Genomic DNA, 24,461 nt, shown 5'->3' with positions numbered 1-24,461 from the left:
ATCTTAGTTATATTTATTTAAGTAATCTTCTAATCCGCCTTTCATACCAACACCCATTGCTTCAAATTTCCATTGACTGTCTTTGTTGTAAATCCTTCCAAATTCAACTGCTGTTTCTATGGAGAAATCTTCTTCTAATTCATATTTAACCATTTCGGTATTATTGCTGTCGTCAACAATTCTAATAAACGAATTTCTAACCTGTCCAAAATTTTGTTTTCTGTTTACGGCATCGTGAATGGTAACCACAATACAAATTTCTTTTACTGAAGAATTAATTTTGGTCAGATCAATTTTTACTTGTTCATCATCACCATCACCATCACCTGTCAGGTTATCTCCTGTGTGAATAACAGACTCATCCGGAGACTTCAAATTGTTATAAAATATAAAATGGGAATCAGATAATATTTTTCCGTTATCTCCCAAAATAAAAACAGAGGCATCAAGATCAAAACCCGAACCTGTACTGCTATTATTAGTGTCCCATCCTAAACCAATAGTAAATTTTGGTGCATTTATATTTTCTCTCTGTCCTTTTTGCAAATTGATAGCCATAGTCTAATCTATTTTTATTACGTTAATATTCTTTTTATATTCTAAAATTTGATGATAATTATTACTTATTGCGAGATGAAATAATTCGTTGCTTTTCTTTCTTGAAATATTAGATATCAAAAACGCAAATTGCTTGTCATCAAGACTTAAAATAAATTTTACAATTCGTGTGTTGTATTGAAAATCTTCACTATTTACTATTGAAACAATATCTTCTACATTTTTAACCGCAAAGTAATTATAATGATTCTCTATTTTGGGATGAATATCTTTGTTTATTAATTCTGCAAAATACACAAATACAAAATCTCCCTTAACATCATATTGATCCAGGATTTTATTTACAGTGTGTTCATGACTTCCGGTTATTTTGATGTCATCCACAAATATGCAAAGTTTCCCTTCAATAAAATTTCGATCTATATAATAGGTATCATTCGATATTAATTTAACGCGCTGTTCAAAATCCAAATTCCCATAATCTGTTACATAAGTTTGATTTCTGTAAATTTTAGATTCAATGCAGGCTTTTTTACCATTTTTAAACAAGAAGCTATTAAGCTCTTTTTTAAAATAGTAGCATAAAAAATTAGAAGCTGTTGGAATTGATAAATAAGGACTCGGCAGGATTACAATATCTTTTTCAGACAAGATTAAATCTTTAAATTGTGCCACAAATCCATCGAAGAGTTCTTCGGCAAATTTTTCTGCGTAGAATTTATCTCCAAATTTAAACCGACTGTATTCTGCTTCCTTAAAAGAGCAATTGTCTTTTTCTGTTATTTTGTGTAAACTGTAACTTTTATTCACTTTTATATTTTTAAGAGATGAGCGTTAAAACCAAATTTTAAAGCTCCGTTGTAATCGGCAACACTATTGTCGCCAATATGTAAAACATCTTTTTTCTCTATTTTTTTATATTTATTAATTTCATCAAACACTAATTGATAAATCTCAGTATTAGGCTTAGAAAATCCAACTTCGTCAGAATAAATCTGGAACTTAAAATAATCAAACAAATCGTAATATTTTAATAGCTTTCGTAATGTAAAACCTTTAATGAAACCTGTATTACTCAAAACGCTGATTGTTTTACCTTCATTAGCAATATCATTAAACATCTTTTGAATATCAGTAAAAATTAAAACCGGCTTATATTCTAAAAACAATTCCTCAGTATGATTGTAAAACTGAGACAGCTTATCTGTTCCATATTTACTAAGATCTACATTTAAAGCTCCTAAAATTAAATAATATATTTCGTATGTTTCTATATTTAATCCTGTGTTTTCGTTAATATTATTGCACAGAACATCGTAATATCGTACTACATCATTTACTTTTTCAATTGGTTGTTCAATTTCGAAAAAATCCCTGAACAATAAATTTCTTTTTTGCTTGAATTCTGGATTCGATTTTATTAATGTAAGCCACAGGTCGAAAGAAAAGTGACTGTAATTATTATAATTTATTTTCAATTGTATGTGTTTTAGAGGCAATTATTTCTTTGAGTAAAATCTTTCCTGGAAGCTTATTTTATTTGATTATTTCCCCTGAATAATACTTCTCGAGAAAAAAACTTAAGTCAGCTCTGTAACCAATACCGGACGCTTCAAATCTCCAGTTATCATTTCTTTTATATAACCTTCCAAACTCTACACCCGTTTCAATAGAAAAGTCTTCATCTAATTCATATTTGGCAATTTCCTGACCGTTGGCATCATCGACAATTCTGATATATGAATTTCTAACTTGTCCGAAATTTTGTTTTCTTCTTTCAAAATCTTCAATTGTAACTACAAAAAGAATTTCCTCTACAGCATTTTCAATTTTATCCAAATCTACTTTTATTGCTTCATCATCATCTCCGTCACTATTCCCTCCAGTTGGATCATCACCCGTATGTTCTAATGCCCCATCAGGAGAAGAAAGATTATTATAGAAAACAAAATAATTTTCTCCCAAAAGTTTTCTATTTGCATTTATCATGATAGCAGAAGCATCTAAATCAAAATCATGCCCGGTACCCTCATTTGGGTCCCATCCCAACCCAACTGTAATCTTCGATAGCCCAATATCAATTTTTTGACCTTTTTGTAAATTTATTGCCATTACAATATCTAATTAGAATTTTATAGTATACAATAATACAAAAAAGCAAATCATTAAAAATGTGACCATCTGTTAAAAGCTAAAAATTTATCAACAAAATAAAAAAATATCCTACTAATTTAAAGTGTTTTTTGTAAATGAATGCAAACCTGTTCTAAATGAAATACTACATCAAAAACAAAGAATTTGGAAGTCTTAAATGTAAATGACTGATAAACTAAATCAATATCTTTATATTTACACTCATTTTAATATCCATACAAATATAAATTGCATATGAGTTTTTATGCAGTTCAGAATATAAAGCTTATCCAAAAATGTTTAAAAAAGGATCCAAAATAAATAGTATTTTAACAGGAAGTTGTCCAAGATGTCAAAATGAAAATATGTATGTGGATAAGAATCCGCTTCATTTGACAAAAGTTCTTAAAATGAATGAAAACTGCAGCCATTGTGGATTAAAGTATCAACTTGAACCATCATTTTTTTATGGCGCAATGTATGTGAGTTACGGATTAAATGTTGCTGTAGGAATTACAGCATTTATTGTTTCATTTGTTTTCTTTGAGACAACAATCGAACAATCTTTTTTAGCAATTGTTATAGCTTTAATAGTTTTATTTCCTTTCGTCTTAAGACTTTCAAGAAACTTATATATCAATATGTTTATTTCATATGATGCTAAGGCCGGTGAGAAATAAGAGATTTCAAATATCTTTTGTGGAATCGTTTAATATCAGCTTCAGAATCTACAGGAATTCCACTTTCAATATGATCAAACAAGGTTTTTGCCATAGCAGGACCAAGCATAACACCCCGTGTACCTAATCCATTAAGTATATGAAGTGATTTATAGCCTTCATGTGTTCCTACCAAAGGTCTCCTATCAGCAACTGTAGGCCGTACACCTGCAAAGTGTTTTATAATTTCAAAATCGCAAGTAATAATTTCTCTAATACGTTCCAAAAGTTCTTGTTTACCTTCTTCTGTAGGCAAAGAAGTTTTATCATGCCAGTTATAAGTTGCCCCAACTTTGAACAAATCTCCTCCCAATGGCAGAATAAAAACACTTGTATTAACTATAAGATCAAGATTCAGGTTTGGTGCCTTAATCACAAACAATTCTCCTTTTGTACCATCTAGTGGAAGATAATTAAAAAAAGGATTTTTAAGCATTCCAAAGCCTTCAGCGAAAATGACATGCCGTGCCTGAATACTTTTATACTCAATTCCGATTTCTAAAAATTTAATATAACTACTATCAAAAGATTCTTCTAGCAATAAATTATTTTTAAGCAAATACTCTTTATATTTTATCAACAATAAGGCTGTATCAACATAACCAGTATGCAAAACTTCACCATAATCATAAGGAGAATCAATACCATCAAATTTTGTAGAAATAAGTTTTGTAGATAAAAAAGGTGTCAAATTTATTTTATCAGAAGCAGCAAACCAGTTGTTCTGCTCTTCAATAGAGAAAAACTTCCTTAAAATTGGCATTTCAAAATTAAACTTCTCATTTAATTTTTCTTCAACCCGACTATAAAAATCGTTCATCAAAGCTAATTGCTCTTTTGCATTCCAAACTTCGCTAAAACGCTTTAAAATTACCGGATTATACAAACCGGCAGCAATTTTAGAAGAATTTTGAGATTCATCATCAATAAGTAGAATAGTTTTATTGTTTTTAAGAGCAATTTCAGCAAAAGAAATTCCGGCTAATCCGGATCCGACGATTAAATAATCAAGCATTGTAATAAGTATATAAAATAAAAAAACTCTCACTACAAATGTAGTAAGAGTTTTTGTTATAATGTAATTTGATACTTAGTAGTTCCACATATCCTGTTCGAAATTACGAATCTTTTCTTTTACTCTTTCAGATTCTAACAACTGATTTTGTGCATTGTCTTTCATGTATTCTTTAATCTCACGATCACCATACAAGTTTTCTTCTTTATACACAACAGCGTTAAAACGTCTGGAGTTTAGGATCTGATCGAATGAAATTGGAAGTGCTGAATTGCTGTCATTAAAAGCTTTTGCTTCGTGTAACGCCGTTCTGGAATTTGGATAAAAAATCCAAAACAATTCAATATAATCCTTTTCATCACTGTTCATAGTATACACATCAGGAGTTACCGGACAAATTCCAAGTAAACGATATTTCAATTCACTTTGACGTTTATCAAAATACCAATATCCTTTTATTTTATATTGCGTAACATCAGCTGCAGTAAGATCTTGTTTTAAGATATATTCTGAAGGTACAGTTCTTGTAGGACCAACAGTTTCATCTACATAAGTAACCACTTTCTTTTTACCTGTACCGGTAACTACTTTTTTCTTAACAACACGTGTTTTGTAATCATCCGGATACTGGTTAATCAACTCTCTACCAGCATCAGTTGTGTCGATACGGGATAATGATCCTTCGATGTCCTTCAAAGATTTTTTAGTGTTGAAATAACTATCAGAATAAACTTCAGTTATCTTGCCATTTTTCATAGCTTTCGTCAAAACGTCATAAAGAGAACGTCTATCTGATCCAATATTAGCGGTATCTACCGGAAAATATAATGGAAAATTGATTTTTTCATTCAAATCAATAATTTCCCAAGTAGTTTTTCCCATTAATACATCTCTATCATCCACATAACCATAAGCCAAAGGCTTGTCATTATCTGAAATAAGCTGTGCAGGTGTTTTAAGGCCTATCTGATCAGGTGTTTTTGCATTAAGCAAATTCGATTGCGCATTTGAAGCAAACGTCCCTGCGATAGAAACAATAGCTATTAAAAAATTTCTTACTTTCATCATGATATCATTATAAGATATTGAACGTAGTTTTATCTACTTTATTATTGTATTTCATAAATTACCGGAGCAGTTCTTGGCAATAAATAACTACCTGCACCAACAAGCTTAGTTTTAATTTCAGAAATAGTAACCTGATCTCCTCTACCAGCTTTAGAAAGAACTGATTTACATTGCGCATTTAATCTATTACCATTAACAACAACTGTAGGTTGTCCGGCAATTTTCAAATTAAATCCAACAACATCCAAACCAACTTCAAAATCGAAATCAAGTAATTTAGCTCCAATTGTAGCAATTTCTAAATTAGATTTTGGCCCTTTAACAACTCCCATCTCACCTCTAATTGTACCTGTTGGACCAGGAATACCTTTAATTCTGAATGTTTTCTTATCTGTAACTTTATCTCCGTTTGGCAATGTTCCTGTAACAGAAATCGTAGCCTCAGTACCTGAACCAGGACTCATGTTATATTTTCCAGGTTTACCCGCAGAATTTAATCCCGGGGCACTAGCAACAATTTTATTAGCGTCAACACCAGCAAATGAAACAGAAATTGGATTAACTACACCTCTGTAAACAACATTCATTTTATCAGCAGAGATTGTAGCAGAGTTTGGTCTTGGAACTACAACATATTTACCTGCAAATTTAAGTGGAATATTTTTTCCATCTTCTAAGAATGTAAATTGACCATTAATATCTTGTTCACCTACACCTCCGGCAGTTAACGAGATAACAGCTTGTCCGTTTACGATTTGCCCAGGCCCTTGGAATGAAGTTGGTTTTGTGTTTTCGTCATAACGACCCAAAACTACTTTACCTGTTACTTTTTCACCTTGGAAATAAGCATTTTTATCTAAGACAACAATTGCCTGATAGTTACTGTAAGAAGCAGCGGCAACCGCAGCTTTACCTAAAGCAGCACTGTAAACGTCTGATTCTGCTTTTTGAACGTCATTTTGCCAAGCTGAAAGTTTAGCTAATGAAGCTACAGCTGGAAAACCTTTAAAGTGATAAGCTAAATACTTATCTTTTAAGCCTTCTTTATTTTTAACATCTGAAACATCAAATTTCTTTTCAACTTCAGCTAAAATCGCAGCATACTTTTTATCAGACAAAGCTGCTTTCATATCAGCTTTATACTTTTCAATTTTAGAAATGATATCATTCCCTTTAGCAGTGTATCCCTCTCCTGTAAACCAGTTGTCGATATTATCACCTTTGTCCATTGCCTCATAAGGCAATTTACCAGTTTCTTTATCAGTTTCAAAACCTTTTAAAACATCGCCTTTTAATCCACCGATGTATGCATAAAATTCTTTTGACGCTGTTTCAACCTTATGAGCAGTAATTGCAGCTGCAGCAAATTCTCCTTTTGCTTCTGCAGCTTTTTGATCAAGTGACGATAACAATCCAGCATTTGTCTGCTCTGAAGAGGTATTTGCACTTTCAAACTTTTCATTCATTAATCCAAAAGCAGATAAAACTTCTTTGGACATATTCATTGCTAACATTGCGATGAAAACCAGATACATCAGGTTAATCATCTTCTGTCTAGGGGTTAATTTTCCTCCTGCCATTTTTTTCTAATTAGTTCTTATTAATAAATTTAATATATAGTTAAAAACTAATTATCCTTTGTTACTCATTGCAGAAAGCATACCTCCATAAACATTGTTTAAAGAAGCGATATTAGCGGTCATAGATTGCATTTGTTCTTTTAATTTAGATGCATTCTCAGCGATTTCGCTGTTTGCCTGTGCGTTTCTTGAAGCACTTTCTAATTGTACTTTATATAAACTATTTAATGATTCCATTTGTGCAGCAGCCATAGACAATTCTTCAGCATATTTCTTTTGCCCAGCAATAGAATCTACTGTTGGAGAAATTGCTTTTGCAGCTCCTTCGAAATTTTTAATACTATTTCCTAAGCTTGACATTAATTCTCCGTCAATTTTAGCTTCTTTAAGTATTGCGTCTAATTTTTGAGACAACAATCCTTGGGCATCAGTTGGAGTTTCAACTTTATCTGCTTTCTTTTTTGCCTGACCATTTGCTAATTCAGGATACACAAGAGTCCAGTCTAATTCATCCTCTACAGGTTCGAAAGCTGATAATGCAAAAATTAACGCCTCTGTAACTAGTCCGATTGATAGCATTAATGTACCTGTCAATGGCCCAATCTCAAAGTGAGTAATTTTGAATAATGCTCCAATAATTACTACTGCCGCTCCCATACCGTAAGCGAAATTCATTGCTTTTTTACTTAATAATGCCATAATAATACTCTTTTTTTAGGTTTTAATTGAAATAGATTTGGTTATAATTGAATTTAATTTACTTTTTACTTCCGATTCCGGTTGCCTGAGTTCCCATGTAATCCTGTACAGTTCTGAACCCAATATAACTTCTTGCAGAATCTGCATATTCATGGTCACGTGTTCCTACTTGCAAGAAGTAAGCAACATCTTTCCAAGAACCTCCACGAACAACCTTTCTTTGGTTATTTCCATCAATCACGTTTGGATTCATAGTAGAAACATATTCGTATGCATTTGGATTGTAAGCTGAATCCGTCCATTCAGAAACGTTTCCTGCCATATTATACAATCCATAGCCATTCATTTCGTATGATTTAGCCTCGACAGTATATAAAGCTTCATCAGCTGCATAATCACCTCTGCTTGGTTTGAAGTTAGCTAAGAAACAACCTCTGTCACTTCTGGTGTAAGGTCCACCCCAAGGATAAGTAGCAGACTCCAGACCACCTCTTGCAGCATATTCCCATTCTGCCTCTGTTGGCAATCTGAAAGCGTTTACTAAATCACGTCCTTTTTTCTTTGATTTAATATAACTGTTTTTATTTAAGGTTCTCCAAGCACAGAATGCTTTAGCCTGTTTCCAGGTCACACCTACAACCGGGTAATCTCCGTATGCTTTATGCCAAAAATAATCATTATGCATAGGCTCATTATATGAATAAGCGAAATCTTTAATCCAAACAGCTGTATCAGGATAAATCGGCACCTCTTCTGTTTTCACAAAATCTTTTCTCTTACCAACTTTAGCTTTTGCTGCAGCCTGAATATCCATCCATGAATAACGGAATTTTAATTTATTTACATCAATTGTTCTTAAACCATTATATGACTCTTCAATTGGCAAATACATAGAATCCATTACTTCAGTGTAATATTCATCCGGATAAGCTTTTGTATCTTTTATTAGTTTAACTTTTTTGTTTAATTTTCTTCCAGCATAAGGATCATCTTTTGTTCCTACACTATAATAATTATCATACATATATTTATCATAAGCTGTCATTTTATCAGGCTCTGAATCATTAAATGCATAATCCGCAATACTACCTGCGTTTTTACCTTTACCAGTTGTTCCTGCTGCTGATTTTTGTCCTGTTTCGTCAGCTAAAATAGCCAAACGAACTCTCATTGTAGAATCTTTTACCCATTCTACAAACTGACGATATTCAGAATTTGTAATTTCTGTTTCATCCATGTAAAAAGAACGAACGGTTACTGTTTTAGTAGGAGCATCTTCTACTGCAGCTAAATCACCATCGGATTTACCCATGATAAAAGATCCACCTGGAATCAAAGTCATTCCATAAGGCTTTTCAGGATGCCATTTTCCTCCTTGCACACCTACTAACTCGCCTTTATCACCGGATTTACCACAGCCAATTACTAGTGTTAACATTGTCGCAAATGCAATAAACTTCTTCATATAAATTTGGGATTTCTATTCATTATTATAAGTCGTAAACGTATTTATTATTTTTTAAAAAAACAATACTATATCTATATTTATTTCAGCGGTCAAAATTAATGTTAAAAAAAATAAAAAAAAAATATTTCATCAGCAAACTCTTAAAAATAATCAGCAAAAAACGTTAAATTTTATATTTTGCTTATTGAATTCTATTAATTAAAACAAAATAAAATCTAAAAATTAAGATTTTCAACTAAATATAATTATCACAAAGCGTTTTTCCGTTGTGCTTTCCACCATCTTTCCGGCAATTCCTGATTACAAGCACATAAATACTCATCATAAGAACAAGGTAACAACGTATTTCTTTTCAATTTATTGCTGCCATTTGACAAAAACGGAATTTCTATCCACCAACGATCTGTTTTGTCACTTTTGTAAAAAATCAATTCTTCATTTTCAAGAGGAACAATATATTTTAAATAATTAGTTCTGCTTCCAAAAGGATATTCTTTAGAACGATAATGAAACCCTTCTACAAAATACCAAATTATTTGAGCAACTATTCCTGATTCATGAACAGTACTATTATGATTAAAAATCCCAAATGATGATACCTTATCACTTATTCCTGCATAACGCGCTAAAGAACAAATTTCTTTTCCATTAAAACCGTTCGGCTCAAAAGAAACCATATTTCCCGAATCCGAAGATTTTACAGAATTTAAATCAATACTAACTAAATCAGCATCTCTAAAAACAGGTTCTGCTAAAGCTATATTGTTCGAAATTTCACCTAAACGATAGGCATCAAAAAACAATTTTTCAATCAAATCAATTTCTTCCTGAGAATTATAATAGGTTTGATATCCAATATTACAGTAGTTAAAAAGATTGTTAGGCTCGTCAATAATGATTTTTGTCAGATAAGAATTAGAGGAAACCAATTCATTTTCCTTACCAAAATCAAATCTGTTATCTACAGAAACCATATTAACCATTTGCTCCAGATCATCATAACCACGATACAAAGCATATGTCAAATCTTGTGAACCTCCCACAACTATAGGAATCACTTTATTTTTTATTAATGATGAAGTTACTTTTTTTAATGCAAAATAAGTATCTTCTACTGACTCGCCTGCCAAAATATCGCCTAAATCTGCAATAGACGCATCCCAGTTACCGGGAAACATACTATACAATTTTTTACGAACTGCCGTGAGGTTAACTTCATTAACAATATCAATATTTCTACGATCTTCTAAAACACCCACAATAGCAATATTAATTTTGCTAATATCAGGAAATTGATCCTGAGTATGCAAAACAATTTTACTACCCAATTCTTGAGAAGATAACGAATTAATGAATTTTAAAACTCCTTCGTTAACCGGTTCCAGAAAATCAAATTCCATTTTTATTTCTTTTTAGCAGCTGTTTTTTTTGCTGGTGCTTTTTTTACCGTTGTTGCTTTTTTTGCAGGTGTTTTCTTTGCCGGTGTTTTGGCCGCAATCATCTCCTGAACCTGGGCTAATGTCAGTTTTGTTGCATCAACATCTTTACTTAATTCGATTTTGATTTTACCTTTTGTAATAACTGAGCGTCCCCAACGTGCTTTTTCAACCAAAATACCTTCTTCCTCCCAATTATGGAGAACTTTGTCTATATTTTTCTGTAATTTATCTTCGATCAACTCTTCAACATCAGCCTGTGATAAATTATCAAAATTGTATTTTTTACTTACATTAACAAACAGACCATTCCATTTAATGAAAGGACCAAAACGTCCCACACCTTTTTGAACGGCTTCTCCTTTATAGACTGCAATTGGAGCATCAGCAAGTGCTTTTTCATCAATTAATTCCTGAGCTCTTTCTTTAGTAACAGCCAGCGGATCTTCTCCTCTTGGAAGAGAAATAAAAACACTTCCATGTCTTACATACGGACCATAACGCCCATTGCTTACTTCAACTTCTTCTCCTTTATATTCTCCTAAATTTTTAGGAAGCAAGAATAAATTCAAAGCCTCTTCTAAAGTAATATTTCCAATATTTTGATCAGCCATTAAACTGGCGAACTTTTTATCTTCATCGTCTGCTTCTCCAATTTGGGCCATTGGACCAAATTTCCCTAAACGAACAGATACCTGTCTTCCATCTGCATCCTTACCCAGAATTCTTTCACCACTTTCTCTTTCTGCGTTTGCTTCAACATCTTTTACGTTTGGATGAAACTTATCATAGAATTCCTGCATCATGGTTGCCCAATCAATATTCCCTTCGGCAATTTCGTCAAAATCCTGCTCTACTTTTGCAGTAAAATTATAGTCAAGTATATTTCCGAAATTCTTAACAAGGAAATCTGTAACGATGGTTCCGATATCTGTCGGTACTAATTTCCCTTTATCCGAACCTGTATTTTCTTTAAGTAACTTTTCTCCAACTTTGCTATTTTGCAAAGTAAGTTGTGTATAGTTACGTTCCTGACCTTCAAGAGTTCCTTTTTCAACATAATTTCTGTTGATAATAGTAGAGATAGTTGGCGCGTATGTAGAAGGACGTCCAATTCCTAATTCTTCTAATTTTTTCACCAAAGAAGCTTCTGTATATCTTGCTGGCGGTCTTGAATATCTTTCAGTTGCTGTGATGTAATTATTAGCTAACTTTTCATTTACTTTTAATGCAGGCAACATTCCTTCTTGCTCTTCTTCATCATCATCGTGCCCTTCCAAATAAACTTTCAAGAAACCTTCAAAAAGCAAAACTTCTCCTGAAGCTGTAAAAATCTCACCATGATTATTGGCTTCGATTTTTACATTGGTTCTTTCTAATTGTGCATCACTCATTTGAGATGCCAATGTTCTTTTCCAGATCAAATCATATAAACGAGCCTGGTCACGGTCAATATTTACTGTATGACGCGACATATCTGTCGGACGAATTGCTTCGTGCGCTTCTTGTGCTCCCTTACTTTTGTTTGCAAAAGTTCGGGGCTTAGAAAATTCTTTTCCGTATGATTTTATAATTTCAGCTTCAGCAGCATCCATTGCATCTTTAGAAAGATTTACACTATCGGTTCTCATATAAGTAATAAGTCCCGCTTCGTATAAACGCTGAGCAAGCTGCATTGTGATTCCTACCGGCAAATACAATTTTCTTGCTGCTTCCTGCTGCAAGGTAGAAGTTGTAAATGGTGCTGTTGGTGATTTTTTGGTAGGTTTAGTTTCTAAATCTGCTACCTTATATATAGAACCTATATTTTGTTTTAAGAAATCTTCGGCTTCTTTTTTAGTATTGAAGTTTTTTGGCAGTTTTGCCTTGAAAGCTTTTCCTGCTTCGTTTACAAATTCTGCTACAACTGAATAACTGGCAACTGCATTAAAATTCTGGATTTCACGTTCTCTTTCTACAATTAAACGAACAGAAACAGATTGTACACGACCTGCAGAAAGACCACCTTTAATTTTTCTCCACAAAACCGGAGATAACTCATAACCTACTAAACGATCCAAAACACGACGTGCCTGTTGCGCATTTACTAAATTATAATCAATTTCTCTTGGATTGTCAATTGCTTTAAGAATCGCTGTTTTGGTAATTTCGTGAAAAACAATTCTTTTGGTTTTTTTAGTATCCAGTTTTAATTCTTCCGCCAAGTGCCATGAAATAGCTTCTCCTTCGCGGTCCTCATCACTTGCCAACCAAACCGTTTCGGCATTTTTAGATAGTGTTTTAAGTTTACTTACTAAGGCTTTTTTGTCAGGAGAAACTTCGTATTTAGGCTTAAACCCATTTTCTACATCTACTCCTATTTCCTTGGAAGGTAAGTCGGCTATGTGACCATAACTCGACTCCACCTGAAAATCGCTCCCGAGAAATTTCTCGATCGTTTTCGCCTTTGCAGGTGACTCCACTATTACTAAATTCTTTGCCATTGCTCTATTTTTCTGCAACAAAAGTAGAAGTTTTTTTTAAATATCAATCCTGATAATTCATTTTTGAAGTATTTTGACTTAATGTTTCTAAAAATTGAAGATTTATCTGTAAAGAGATTCATTATATATATAGGTATAATTTTTAAAGGTTCATAGTCGAGAAATGTTCTTTATAACACTAAAGTTTCTAGCCCGGATTGAAGTGTAAAGCCCGGAGTTAAAAAAGCAAAAGTTTCCTGTTTTAAAAAAGCGACCAGCAGAAGCTCTTTTAAAACATTAGAAACTTTGCTTTTTTTAATGAGGACTTGAAACGGAAAGCCGGAAATAGCTCCTAATAAGTAAAATCTGCAAAACAATGTTACCAAACGATTCTGAAAACATTGTTAATTCTTTGTCTGACATCTTGTCATATTGATGGTATTTGCGCTATCTTTGCACTTTGAAATTTTACAATGGAAAAGATTATTGAAGAAAGCAAACAGGGCGAAAGTCTTGTTTTGGAAAATAAACCTGAGAATACTAAAAAACTATTCATAGAAAGTTACGGCTGTGCAATGAATTTTTCGGACAGTGAAGTCGTAGCTTCCATTTTATCTGAAGGTGGTTATAATACAACTTCAGTTTTAGAAGAAGCCGATTTGGTTTTGGTAAATACCTGCTCTATCCGGGACAAAGCTGAACAGACTATTCGTAAACGTCTGGAAAAATACAATGCAGTAAAACGCACGAATCCAAAAATGAAAGTGGGCGTTTTGGGCTGTATGGCTGAGCGCTTGAAAAGTCAGTTTTTGGAAGAAGAAAAAATAGTTGATCTTGTTGTTGGCCCTGATGCTTATAAAGATCTCCCGAATTTATTAGCAGAAGTTGAAGAAGGTCGCGACGCCATCAATGTAATTTTATCAAAAGAGGAAACGTACGGAGATATTTCACCTGTTCGTTTAATGAGTAACGGAATTACAGCTTTGGTTTCTATCACACGTGGCTGCGATAATATGTGTACGTTCTGCGTTGTGCCTTTTACACGCGGACGCGAGCGCAGTCGTGAACCGCAAAGTATTATGACTGAGATTCAGGATTTGTGGAGTAAAGGCTTTAAAGAAATTACACTTCTTGGACAAAATGTTGACAGTTACCTTTGGTATGGCGGTGGTTTAAAAAAGGATTTTGTAAATGCTTCTGAAATACAAAAAGCGACTGCAGTAGATTTTGACCAGTTGCTTGAAATGGTTGCTGTTGGTTTTCCTAAAATGCGTATTCGCTTTTCGACTTCTAATCCACAGGATATGCACGAAAGTATTTTGCATGTTATTGCTAAATATCCAAATATCTGTAAACACATTCACTTGCCGGTTCAGTCTGGAAGCAACCGAATTTTGAAAGAAATGAATCGTCTCCATTCTCGCGAAGAATATATGTCTTTGATTGACAAAATCAGAACAATTGTTCCTGAGGCTTCGATTTCGCAAGACATGATTGCTGGTTTTCCAACAGAAACTGAAGAAGATCACCAAGATACAATGAGTTTAATGGAATATGTGAAATATAATTTCGGTTATATGTATTCGTATTCTGAGCGTCCTGGAACTCTGGCCGGAAGAAAAATGAAAGATGATGTTGAGGAAGAAACTAAAGCCAGAAGATTACAGGAAATTGTCGATTTACAACAAAAACATGCCTGGTTTAGAAGTGAAGAATTCGTTGGAAAAACAGTTGAAGTTTTAGTCGAAAAAGTTTCTAAAAAATCAAAAGAAGAATTCTCTGGAAGAAACTCGCAAAGTATTACAGTTGTTTTCCCAAAAGAAAATTATAAAATTGGAGATTTCGTAAACGTAAAAATCACAAGTTGTACTAGTGGAACTTTGAAAGGTGAAGCTGTCGGGCTCTCAGAAATGAATTAATTTTTCAAACCACAAATTTCGCAAATTTTCACAAATTAGTATTTTTATGAGCGACACAAACGAATATTATTACAAAAAGAATGAGAATTACGAGATAGTAGGTTTATGCATGGAAGTACATAGATTATTAGGTCCTGGTTTACTTGAAATTATATATAAAGACGCATTAGAAATTGAATTTAAAAATAACAATATTCCATATCAACGGGAAAAAGAATTTGCAATAGAATACAAGGGAATTATTTTACCTCATAAATTTTATGCTGATTTTATTGTTTACGATGACATAATTTTAGAAGTAAAATCTGTAAAGGAAATTTGCAATGATCATCTCGCTCAAACATTAAATTATACGAAACTTGCAGATACTCCAGTCGGAATAATCGCAAACTTTCAAAACAAATCATTAATACATAAACGATTAATAAATTCTTAAAATGAATTTGCGATAAATTGTGTAATTTGTGGTAAAAAAACATCCCTGTTTCAACCATCAGTTTGATCAACAACCTGAAACCTGAAACAAAAAAACTTGAAACAAAAACAAATGGAAACAGTTCAAGCAATAAAACAACGATTTGAAATTATTGGGAATGACCCAAAATTAAACCGTGCAATTGAAAAAGCCATTCAGGTTGCTCCAACTGACATTTCGGTTATGGTAACCGGGGAAAGTGGTGTTGGTAAAGAAAATATTCCGAGAATAATCCATTCGCTTTCACACAGAAAGCACGGAAAATATATTGCTGTAAACTGTGGAGCGATTCCGGAAGGAACAATCGACAGTGAACTTTTTGGACACGAGAAAGGAGCTTTTACAGGCGCTACTAGCACACGTGAAGGTTATTTTGAAGTAGCAGACGGCGGAACAATCTTCTTAGACGAAGTTGGTGAATTACCATTAACAACTCAAGTAAGATTGCTTCGTGTTTTGGAAAATGGAGAATTTATAAAAGTAGGTTCTTCACAGGTTCAAAAAACCAATGTGAGGATTGTTGCAGCAACCAATGTCAATTTATTTAATGCTATTGAAAAAGGAAAATTCCGTGAAGATTTGTACTATCGCTTGAGTACAGTTGAAATTACCTTACCTCCGTTGAGAGAAAGAAATGAAGACATTCATTTATTGTTCCGAAAATTTGTGGCTGATTTTGCGCATAAATACAAAATGCCACCATTGAAACTGGATGATGGTGCGGTTCAACTTTTACAAAAATTCAGATGGAACGGAAATATTCGTCAATTACGAAATGTTGCAGAGCAAATTTCTGTTCTGGAAACCAATCGTGACATTACCTTATCCACATTACAATCGTATTTGCCTGCTGAAGGAAGCAATCTGCCTTCTGTAATCAGCGACAGTAAAAAAGAAAGTGATTTCAGTACAGAAAGAGACATTTTATATAAAGTCCTTTTTGATATGAAAAGTGATTTAAATGATTTGAAAAAACTGACTTTAGAATTGATGAAAAACGGGAATTCTAAAGTACAGGACATCAATCCAAATCTGATTCAGAAAATATATGGTTCACAGGAAAATGACAGTGAAATTGATTTTGAAGAAGAACCAAGAACAGCAGTCATGACACCGACAGCGCGTGACGATAATTATCATATCCCAGACGACAATAATTATTTAGACGCTGAAACAATTGAGGAAGAAGAGATTTTACGTTTAGAACAAAAAGAAATCGAGATGATCAAAAAATCATTAGAAAAAAACAAAGGAAAACGAAAAGCAGCAGCTGACGAATTAGGCATTTCGGAGAGAACTTTGTATCGAAAAATCAAACAGTTTGATTTGTAATTTTACTACAAAGACATAAAACGTTTTAAACGAAAATAAATATCTTTGACCCGGGATCAGGCAACTGTCAAAACAATTCTAAAATAAAAAATGAAAAACTTAAAATATATTTTAATCCTGTTAATCGCTACTACCTTTAGTGGCTGTGGTATATATAATTTTACAGGTGCTGCTCCAATTGATGCAAAAACATTTCAGGTAAACTTTTTTCAGAATAATGCTGATTTGATTGAACCAGGAATTGACAGAGAATTCACATTAGCGTTACAGGATTTAATTATGAACCAAACCAATTTAAATTTGGTTAGTTCGAATGGCGATTTGCTTTATGAAGGTGAAATTACAGATTACCGAATTACGCCAATGACAGCAACTGCTGTAACAACAGATGGTGGTGCAGCAGCTGCTCAAAACCGTTTAACAATTCGTGTAAATGTTCGCTTTTCAAATAAGAAGAAAGAAACTGACGATTTTGAAAAAACATTCGAATTTTATCATGATTACCCGGCGCAGTCGCAACTTGTAGGAACTGTTTTAAATGAAGCTATCAAAGATATATTTGAAAGAATTACGCAGGATATCTTCAATGAGTCGTTAGCTAAATGGTAAAAAACTATTAAATTCTTAATCGCTTAATCACTAAAATTGATGAGCAAAATAATTAAACACAAAAAGATTAAATATAAAATCAATGAACGTAACAAATTATACTTACCTAATTAATAAACCTGATGCCATTACAGAAAAGCAGACAGAAGCATTAGGAAGTGTTTTGAATGAATTTCCGTATTTTCAAAGTGCACGCGCATTACGATTAAAAGGACTTTTTAATCAAAACAGCTTTAAGTATAATTACGCTTTAAAAGTTACAGCTGCCCATACTTCAGATCGTTCCGTTTTATTCGATTTTATTACTTCTGAAACTTTTACTTCTATTCAGGGCGAATTTTATGACCGCAAACTTAGAGATCTTTTAAACATAAACGTTTTTGACAGCGAAATTGTGTTAGTTGAAGAAAAAAAGAAAGCCGCTGAAATTCGTATTGACCCTATTGAAAAGTCTATTTTAGATTCGATTAAAAAGGCTACAACTATAGCAGCTTTTGAAGAACCCGTAACAGTTGATGAAAAGACAATTCTTCTGGTTTCCGAGCAATCAATTTTAGATTCTTTTAAAGAAGTTATAAATGTTACTTTTGAAAAACCAGTAAAAACAGAAGAAACACCAATTGAGCTGCCTTCTGAACAATCAATTTTAGATTCTTTTAAAGAAGTAACAAACACTTCTATTGAACAGTCTTCAAAAATTGAAGAAAAACCAATTGATTCTATTACTGAGCAACCGACTTTAGACTCTTTTACAGAAGAAACAAACAATTCTATTGAACAGTCTTCAAAAATCGAAGAAAAACCAATTGATTCAATTACTGAACAACCAACTTTAGATTCTTTTAAAGAAGCAACTCCAATTATTGAAACCTCTCCTACTATTGAAATAGATACAGTTATTGAATCAGTACCTGTTTTAAAGGAACCAACACGAACTTTTTTTGATGAAATTGTAGAGGATGAAATTGTAGAAGAGGAAATCCCGAAAGTAAGAGTTGAACCAATTGAAGAATCAATATATACCTCATTACAAGAAGCCTCAACAGTTGTTTTTGAAGAAGTGCCAGAAGTAATTGAACAACCAAAAGAAATTGAACTTCAGAATACAATAAAAACGGCAGAAGAAAATCTGGAAATTGGAAGACCATTGGATTTTTCTGTTAGTGAAAAACACTCTTTTCAGGAATGGCTGCAATTAGCCAAACCAGAACCAATTGACCGGACAAATGAAGTTCCGAAAGAAGAAATACAAACAGAAACAAAAGTTGAAAACATAGTCGAAAATGAAATGATGGACGAAGAGAAAAAGAAAAAGGCAGAAATAATCGATAAATTCATCGAAACAAACCCAAAAATCTCTCCTATAAAACAAACTGCTATTACTCCAGCTGTACAACCTGATGCTTATAAGGAAGATAATTCTTATCTAATGACAGAGACTTTAGCGAGAGTATATTTAGAACAAAAAAAATATACAAAAGCTATTCAGGCATATGAAATATTAATTTTGAAATATCCAGAAAAAATTACTTTCTTTGCAGACCGCATATCGGATATAAAGATTTTACAACAAAATAACAATAACAATAATTAAGTAATGAGCACATTTTCAATTTTTTTAGTTTTAATCACAATAGTTTGTTTTCTATTGATCGTAGTAATCATGGTACAGAACCCTAAAGGAGGCGGGTTATCGTCTACAATTAGCGGAACTCAAATGTTAGGTGGAGTACAAAAAACAACAGACTTTTTAGATAAAAGTACCTGGACATTAGCTACTATTTTGATTGCTTTAATTTTGCTTTCAAGTTTAAGCTTTACAGGATCATTAAGTGACACTGATTCTAAAATTATTGAAAAAACCGAAGCGCCTGCAGCAACTACACCAGCTGCTCCGACTCAAGGAACACCTGCTCCGGCAACTCCAGCAGCTAAATAATAATTTTGAAATAAAATAAAATGCCAGCCTGTCAAAGCTGGCATTTTTTTTAGGAAAAAATGTCAGTTTTATGAGCATGGCATAATTTCTGAAAGTTTAATGAACATTAAAAAACGTATAACTATAATAATATAAAATCATGGCCTTAAACATTAAACCGCTTTCAGATCGCGTACTTATCGAGCCAGTTGCAGCCGAAACCAAAACTGCTTCAGGAATTTTTATTCCGGATACTGCTAAAGAAAAACCACAAAAAGGAACTGTAGTTGCAGTTGGAAACGGATCTAAAGACCATACTATGACCGTAAAAGTTGGCGATACTGTTCTTTATGGTAAATACGCAGGAACAGAATTAAAACTGGAAGGAACTGATTATTTGATCATGCGTGAGGATGATATCTTAGCGATAATCTAAAAAAACAATACGTATTAAGTTCTTGGTATTAAAAATTAAAACTAATGTAACTTGAAACAAATAAAACTTTAAACAAAAAATTAAAAATGGCAAAAGATATAAAATTTGATATTGAAGCACGTGACGGACTAAAACGTGGTGTTGATGCATTGGCAAATGCTGTAAAAGTAACCCTTGGACCAAAAGGACGTAATGTAATTATTGGAAAATCATTTGGTGGGCCAACCGTTACTAAAGATGGGGTTTCTGTTGCAAAAGAAATCGAATTAAAAGACCCATTAGAAAACATGGGCGCACAAATGGTTAAAGAAGTTGCTTCTAAAACTAATGATTTAGCCGGAGACGGAACTACAACAGCTACCGTTTTAGCTCAGGCTATCGTAAAAGAAGGTCTAAAAAACGTTGCTGCCGGAGCAAATCCAATGGATCTGAAACGTGGTATCGACAAAGCGGTTGAAGCTATCGTTGCTGACTTGGCTAAACAAGCTAAAGTGGTTGGAAACGATTCTGATAAAATCAAACAAATTGCTGCTATCTCTGCAAACAATGACGAAGTTATTGGTGAACTAATCGCTACTGCTTTCGCTAAAGTTGGAAAAGAAGGTGTTATTACTGTAGAAGAAGCTAAAGGAACTGATACTTTCGTGGATGTTGTTGAAGGAATGCAGTTTGACAGAGGATATCTTTCTCCTTATTTTGTAACAAATCCTGAGAAAATGGAAGTTGAACTAGATTCTCCTTACATTTTATTATATGATAAAAAAGTTTCTTCTTTAAAAGAATTACTTCCGGTTTTAGAGCCAGTTGCTCAATCAGGAAAACCATTATTAATTATTGCCGAAGATGTTGACGGAGAAGCGCTGTCTACTTTAGTAGTAAACAAATTAAGAGGTGCTCTTAAAATTGCTGCTGTAAAAGCTCCAGGTTTCGGAGACAGAAGAAAAGCAATGTTGGAAGATATTGCAATCTTAACCGGTGGAACCGTAATTTCTGAAGAAAGAGGTTACACATTAGAAAACACAACTATCGAAATGTTAGGAACTGCAAAAAGAGTTTCTATTGATAAAGACAATACGACTATCGTAAGCGGAGCTGGTGAAGCTGATATCATCAAAAATCGTGTGAACCAAATTAAAGGTCAGATGGAAACTACTACATCTGATTACGATAAAGAAAAACTACAAGAACGTTTGGCTAAATTAGCCGGAGGTGTTGCAGTTCTTTATGTTGGTGCAGCTTCTGAAGTGGAAATGAAAGAGAAAAAAGACAGAGTTGATGATGCTTTACACGCAACCCGTGCTGCTGTTGAAGAAGGAATTGTTGCTGGTGGTGGTGTGGCGCTATTAAGAGCAAAAGCTGCATTAGCTGACCTTAAAGCTGACAACGCTGACGAAGCAACCGGAATTCAGATTGTTGCTCGCGCTGTTGAATCTCCATTAAGAACTATTGTTGAAAATGCAGGTCTTGAAGGTTCTGTAGTAGTATCTAAAGTGGGAGAAGGTTCTGGTGATTTTGGTTACAATGCTAAAACTGACGAATATGTAGATATGCTTGCAGCTGGAATTATCGATCCTAAAAAAGTAACTCGTGTAGCGCTTGAAAATGCTGCATCTGTTTCAGGAATGATTTTAACTACAGAATGTGCATTAATTGATATTAAAGAAGAAAGCGCTGGCGGAATGCCAATGGGTGGCGGTATGCCAGGAATGATGTAATCGTTCTTCACTTCTTAAAATTTAAAACGCCAGATAAAATTTATCTGGCGTTTTTTATAAATCATTTTCTCCCCCACATAACAAAAGCAGCTAAAAGTGCGAAAAAGATATTTATTCCTATTTGAGAAGCTTCATCTCTGCAGATATGAAATATACTTGCACAAATCATTAATACAATAACTCCAAAAGCTATCATACGTGTGCATTTTGGATTAACTAAAAGTAATGTTGGTACTACAATTCCAATACCCGCTAACAAATCTACTATTGCTGTAAATTTTAAAAATACCGGAGAAACTTGGGCTGTCCATGGCCACATTGCTGATAATTTTTCAATACTTTGAAATAGCTTCATTGAGCCTCCCCAGATAAAACTTAAAGCTAAAATAATTTGTACAAGCCAAAGTGTAATACGAATAGCTTTTGAATGTTGTTGATCTTCCATTTGAGATTAATTTTATATTAAGATCTCAAAAATATTTATATTTACTTCCTCTTATGCAGTACTTCCCTTTCGGAAAGTGCTATCCAGAAGGGAAGTAACTTTGTATAATTAAACCCAAAAATGAAATGCTAATTAATGGTGGATGTCCTAAAACTGCACTTTCTATCAAAGATGCTTTAGAAGCCTTAGAAGGAAGATGGAAATTATTAATCCTTTTTTCGCTTTCAACAGAAAACAAACGTTTTACCGAAATATCAAAAACCGTTGCCGGGATTACCGATAAGACGCTATCTAAAGAACTAAAAAGCCTGGAAAGCAATCAATTAATAAAAAGAACAGTCTATGATACTTTTCCGCCAACTATAGAATATTCTATTACAGAGCACGGTAGATCATTAGAAAATGTCCTGAATGCATTACATTATTGGGGATTATTACACCGACAAAAAATATTGGGATAATTATTAAAATTAAAAACCAGTTGAGACAGAAACCTCTTTCCATTTTCCTAACTCACCCTGAACACTTACTATTTTTTGATTTGCCATATTAAAGGCATCTTCACCTAAAAATAAATGAAGCGGTGGATTTTGATCCTGACTTACTTTAATCAAAGCTTCTGCTAATTTTTCAGGATCTCCTGGCTGATTTTCGTTAATGTTGTCTTTGTGGGCACTTTCAGATTCCCTAACAGCTTTATATTCTGTAATTGGATTTTCAGGCAGCAACAAAGAACTATCTTTTAAGAAATCAGTTCTGAAATATCCCGGATAAACCAACGTTACATTTATACCAAATTCTTTTACTTCTGCTGATAAAGATTCCGTTAAGCCGGCAACAGCAAATTTTGTAGAACAATAAATTCCCCAACCCGGAAAATTCCCAACATAACCTCCAACAGAAGAAATATTAAAAATATGCCCTGATCTGTTGGCACGCATGTAAGGCATAGTATTTCTGATTACATTTAATAATCCGAAAACGTTTACCTCATAATTTTTTCTTGATTCTTCATCAGTCAATTCTTCCAGTGCACCTAATAAACCATAACCTGCATTATTGACCAATACATCAATTGTTTTAAAATGACTCACTGTTTTATCAATCGCATTTTTTACGCTTTTTTCGTCAACTAAATCCATTTCAAGAGGAAGAAAATTATCTGATGTATTTCCTAATACTTTTATTAATGACTCTTCATTTCTTGATGTTGCGGCAACTTTAAATCCTTCTTCTAATAATTTTTTTGCCAATTCTAATCCAAGGCCTTTTGAAGCTCCTGTGATAAACCAAACTTTGTTATTTTCCATGATTTTAAATTTTTACGTTTAATTACAGGGCAAAGTTATGGACGAAGGACTTCTCAAATATTAAAACAATCAAACAAGAAGTTACAAAAATCAAACAATTTCAGTCAATCTATAATTTTTAGGTGAAACCTGAACATTTTTCTTAAAGAAATTGATAAAATGAGATAGTTCCTCAAAACCTAAACACCATGCAATTTCGTTGATATTCCAATTGGTTTGTTTAAGCAAAATCATGGATTCCTGAATAATTCTTTCAGAAATAATTTGTGAAGTGGTTTTTCCGGTAGTTTCTTTTAATGCTTTATTCAGATGATTGACATGTACATTTAACTGATTAGCATATTCAGATGGGGATCGGAAATTAATTTGCTGAGATATAGACTCAACTGGAAACTGGCGCTCTAATAATTCTAAAAACAAAGACGAAATTCGAATCGTTGCATTGGATTTACTATATAATGAAGCAGTTACAGTCTGCGTTTTTAAAGCGAAATGAATAATTTCAAAGACTAGATTCCGGAGAACATCATATTTAAAAGCGTAATCAGAATTGATTTCATCAAGCATTTTCAGATAAACCGTTTTTAAAGACATCGCCAATTCTTCTGAAATTGGAACAACAGGATTTCCGCCGGGTTGAAATAACGGATATTCTTTTAAATTCCCAAACTGGCTAAAAAAAGCATCTGTAAAGATGCAGAAAAATCCGGTTTGATTTTCGTCAATATGCTCCCAGCTGTATGGAATTTGCGGATTTGCAAAAAACAAAGCCTGATCCTCTATTGCTACTGTTTTATCAGCATAATGAACTTTATTTTTCCCGATGATTAAACTTATTTTATAAAAATCCTTTCGTGTATATGGTAAAGGATTACAAGTACTACCTACATAATCATCGAGTTTAAAAACATTAAAATGTCCGATTTCCTTTTTAAGGTTTTCGGGCATTCCTTTTATTTTTACAGTGTAAAAATCTTCGAGAGTTTCTGTTAGTTTCATTTTACGAAGTTACGAAAATCAATCTTTCATCAATTAGATAATTTGATAATTTGATAATTAGAAAATGAGATAATTAACACAACGCATATCCGTAGAGACGCAGTGCGTCTACGTTACGGATATCAAATATTGTGGTTACGTTGCGTATAAGACGCACTGCTGTGT

24 protein-coding genes are annotated in these 24,461 nt (G+C 33.2%); 10 read left to right on the top strand and 14 right to left on the bottom strand.

The window, feature by feature from the left end:
- Window positions 1-3 precede the first annotated feature (3 nt).
- Genes DMB68_RS21985 through DMB68_RS21970 form a run of 4 tightly spaced genes read right to left on the bottom strand, consistent with a single transcriptional unit; the run spans window position 4 to window position 2,670 of the window.
- On the bottom strand, window positions 4-558 hold the full coding sequence (locus DMB68_RS21985) for a TerD family protein (protein WP_110348777.1): 555 nt from the start codon (window positions 556-558) through the stop codon (window positions 4-6).
- 3 nt (window positions 559-561) lie between these two features.
- Window positions 562-1,368, bottom strand: coding sequence for a phosphoribosyltransferase family protein (locus tag DMB68_RS21980; protein ID WP_110348776.1), 807 nt, complete (start codon window positions 1,366-1,368; stop codon window positions 562-564).
- Between the two features lie 2 nt (window positions 1,369-1,370).
- A complete protein-coding gene (locus tag DMB68_RS21975) occupies window positions 1,371-2,036 on the bottom strand; it encodes an HAD family hydrolase (RefSeq protein WP_110348775.1) in 666 nt (221 codons plus the stop codon).
- Between the two features lie 58 nt (window positions 2,037-2,094).
- Window positions 2,095-2,670: a TerD family protein gene (locus DMB68_RS21970; protein WP_110348774.1), complete on the bottom strand. Its 576-nt coding sequence runs from the start codon at window positions 2,668-2,670 to the stop codon at window positions 2,095-2,097.
- A gap of 317 nt (window positions 2,671-2,987) precedes the next feature.
- Between DMB68_RS21970 and DMB68_RS21965 the strand changes: the two genes are divergently transcribed.
- Window positions 2,988-3,371, top strand: a complete 384-nt coding sequence (locus DMB68_RS21965) for a DUF983 domain-containing protein (protein ID WP_110348773.1) — start codon at window positions 2,988-2,990, stop codon at window positions 3,369-3,371.
- Here the strand turns inward: DMB68_RS21965 and DMB68_RS21960 are convergent.
- From DMB68_RS21960 to topA, 7 genes are all read right to left on the bottom strand, one after another.
- A complete protein-coding gene (locus tag DMB68_RS21960; RefSeq protein WP_110348772.1) occupies window positions 3,352-4,425 on the bottom strand; it encodes an NAD(P)/FAD-dependent oxidoreductase in 1,074 nt (357 codons plus the stop codon). The two genes, DMB68_RS21965 and DMB68_RS21960, sit on opposite strands and share 20 nt — an antisense overlap.
- Before the next feature lie 75 nt (window positions 4,426-4,500).
- Complete coding sequence (porN, locus tag DMB68_RS21955) at window positions 4,501-5,490, bottom strand: type IX secretion system ring subunit PorN/GldN (RefSeq protein ID WP_110348771.1); 990 nt, start codon at window positions 5,488-5,490, stop codon at window positions 4,501-4,503.
- Window positions 5,491-5,534: 44 nt separating this feature from the next.
- Window positions 5,535-7,073 (bottom strand): type IX secretion system motor protein PorM/GldM, encoded by a 1,539-nt coding sequence (gene porM, locus DMB68_RS21950; RefSeq protein WP_110348770.1) that lies wholly within the window; start codon window positions 7,071-7,073, stop codon window positions 5,535-5,537.
- 51 nt (window positions 7,074-7,124) lie between these two features.
- Window positions 7,125-7,772: a type IX secretion system motor protein PorL/GldL gene (porL, locus tag DMB68_RS21945; RefSeq protein WP_110348769.1), complete on the bottom strand. Its 648-nt coding sequence runs from the start codon at window positions 7,770-7,772 to the stop codon at window positions 7,125-7,127.
- Window positions 7,773-7,830: 58 nt separating this feature from the next.
- The gene (gene porK / locus DMB68_RS21940) at window positions 7,831-9,237 is read right to left on the bottom strand and encodes a T9SS ring complex lipoprotein PorK/GldK (RefSeq protein WP_110348768.1); all 1,407 of its coding nucleotides are present in this window, start codon (window positions 9,235-9,237) and stop codon (window positions 7,831-7,833) included.
- A gap of 251 nt (window positions 9,238-9,488) precedes the next feature.
- Window positions 9,489-10,640 (bottom strand): formimidoylglutamase, encoded by a 1,152-nt coding sequence (locus tag DMB68_RS21935; protein WP_110348767.1) that lies wholly within the window; start codon window positions 10,638-10,640, stop codon window positions 9,489-9,491.
- 2 nt (window positions 10,641-10,642) lie between these two features.
- Window positions 10,643-13,159: a type I DNA topoisomerase gene (gene topA / locus DMB68_RS21930; RefSeq protein ID WP_110348766.1), complete on the bottom strand. Its 2,517-nt coding sequence runs from the start codon at window positions 13,157-13,159 to the stop codon at window positions 10,643-10,645.
- Between the two features lie 452 nt (window positions 13,160-13,611).
- Here topA and miaB point away from each other — a divergent pair, with 452 nt between their 5' ends.
- From miaB to groL, 8 genes are all read left to right on the top strand, one after another.
- Entirely contained in the window at window positions 13,612-15,057 is a 1,446-nt protein-coding gene (gene miaB / locus DMB68_RS21920; RefSeq protein ID WP_110348764.1) for a tRNA (N6-isopentenyl adenosine(37)-C2)-methylthiotransferase MiaB, read from the top strand.
- Window positions 15,058-15,103: 46 nt separating this feature from the next.
- A complete protein-coding gene (locus tag DMB68_RS21915; protein WP_110348763.1) occupies window positions 15,104-15,493 on the top strand; it encodes a GxxExxY protein in 390 nt (129 codons plus the stop codon).
- 111 nt (window positions 15,494-15,604) lie between these two features.
- Entirely contained in the window at window positions 15,605-16,864 is a 1,260-nt protein-coding gene (locus tag DMB68_RS21910) for a sigma-54 interaction domain-containing protein (protein WP_110348762.1), read from the top strand.
- A gap of 90 nt (window positions 16,865-16,954) precedes the next feature.
- Complete coding sequence (locus tag DMB68_RS21905) at window positions 16,955-17,473, top strand: LptE family protein (protein WP_110348761.1); 519 nt, start codon at window positions 16,955-16,957, stop codon at window positions 17,471-17,473.
- An 82-nt stretch (window positions 17,474-17,555) separates the two neighbouring features.
- The gene (locus DMB68_RS21900; protein ID WP_110348760.1) at window positions 17,556-19,067 is read left to right on the top strand and encodes a tetratricopeptide repeat protein; all 1,512 of its coding nucleotides are present in this window, start codon (window positions 17,556-17,558) and stop codon (window positions 19,065-19,067) included.
- 3 nt (window positions 19,068-19,070) lie between these two features.
- The gene (secG, locus tag DMB68_RS21895) at window positions 19,071-19,412 is read left to right on the top strand and encodes a preprotein translocase subunit SecG (protein WP_110348759.1); all 342 of its coding nucleotides are present in this window, start codon (window positions 19,071-19,073) and stop codon (window positions 19,410-19,412) included.
- Window positions 19,413-19,551: 139 nt separating this feature from the next.
- On the top strand, window positions 19,552-19,827 hold the full coding sequence (locus DMB68_RS21890; RefSeq protein ID WP_012023920.1) for a co-chaperone GroES: 276 nt from the start codon (window positions 19,552-19,554) through the stop codon (window positions 19,825-19,827).
- An 86-nt stretch (window positions 19,828-19,913) separates the two neighbouring features.
- A complete protein-coding gene (groL, locus tag DMB68_RS21885) occupies window positions 19,914-21,542 on the top strand; it encodes a chaperonin GroEL (RefSeq protein ID WP_110348758.1) in 1,629 nt (542 codons plus the stop codon).
- Between the two features lie 61 nt (window positions 21,543-21,603).
- Here groL and DMB68_RS21880 read toward each other — a convergent pair whose 3' ends face one another.
- Window positions 21,604-21,987, bottom strand: coding sequence for a DoxX family protein (locus DMB68_RS21880; protein ID WP_110348757.1), 384 nt, complete (start codon window positions 21,985-21,987; stop codon window positions 21,604-21,606).
- 125 nt (window positions 21,988-22,112) lie between these two features.
- Between DMB68_RS21880 and DMB68_RS21875 the strand changes: the two genes are divergently transcribed.
- Window positions 22,113-22,448: a winged helix-turn-helix transcriptional regulator gene (locus DMB68_RS21875; protein ID WP_110348756.1), complete on the top strand. Its 336-nt coding sequence runs from the start codon at window positions 22,113-22,115 to the stop codon at window positions 22,446-22,448.
- 9 nt (window positions 22,449-22,457) lie between these two features.
- Here the strand turns inward: DMB68_RS21875 and DMB68_RS21870 are convergent, their stop codons facing one another.
- Entirely contained in the window at window positions 22,458-23,297 is an 840-nt protein-coding gene (locus tag DMB68_RS21870) for an oxidoreductase (RefSeq protein WP_110348755.1), read from the bottom strand.
- Window positions 23,298-23,387: 90 nt separating this feature from the next.
- Window positions 23,388-24,296 carry a helix-turn-helix domain-containing protein gene (locus tag DMB68_RS21865; protein WP_110348754.1) on the bottom strand — a complete coding sequence of 303 codons (909 nt, stop codon included), beginning with the start codon at window positions 24,294-24,296 and terminating at the stop codon, window positions 23,388-23,390.
- Between the last annotated feature and the right edge of the window lie 165 nt (window positions 24,297-24,461).

The organism is Flavobacterium hydrophilum (assembly GCF_003202405.1).
Lineage (GTDB): Bacteria > Bacteroidota > Bacteroidia > Flavobacteriales > Flavobacteriaceae > Flavobacterium > Flavobacterium hydrophilum.
Note: the sequence above shows the minus strand (reverse complement) of the source record. Positions and strands in the feature narration are given on the sequence as shown.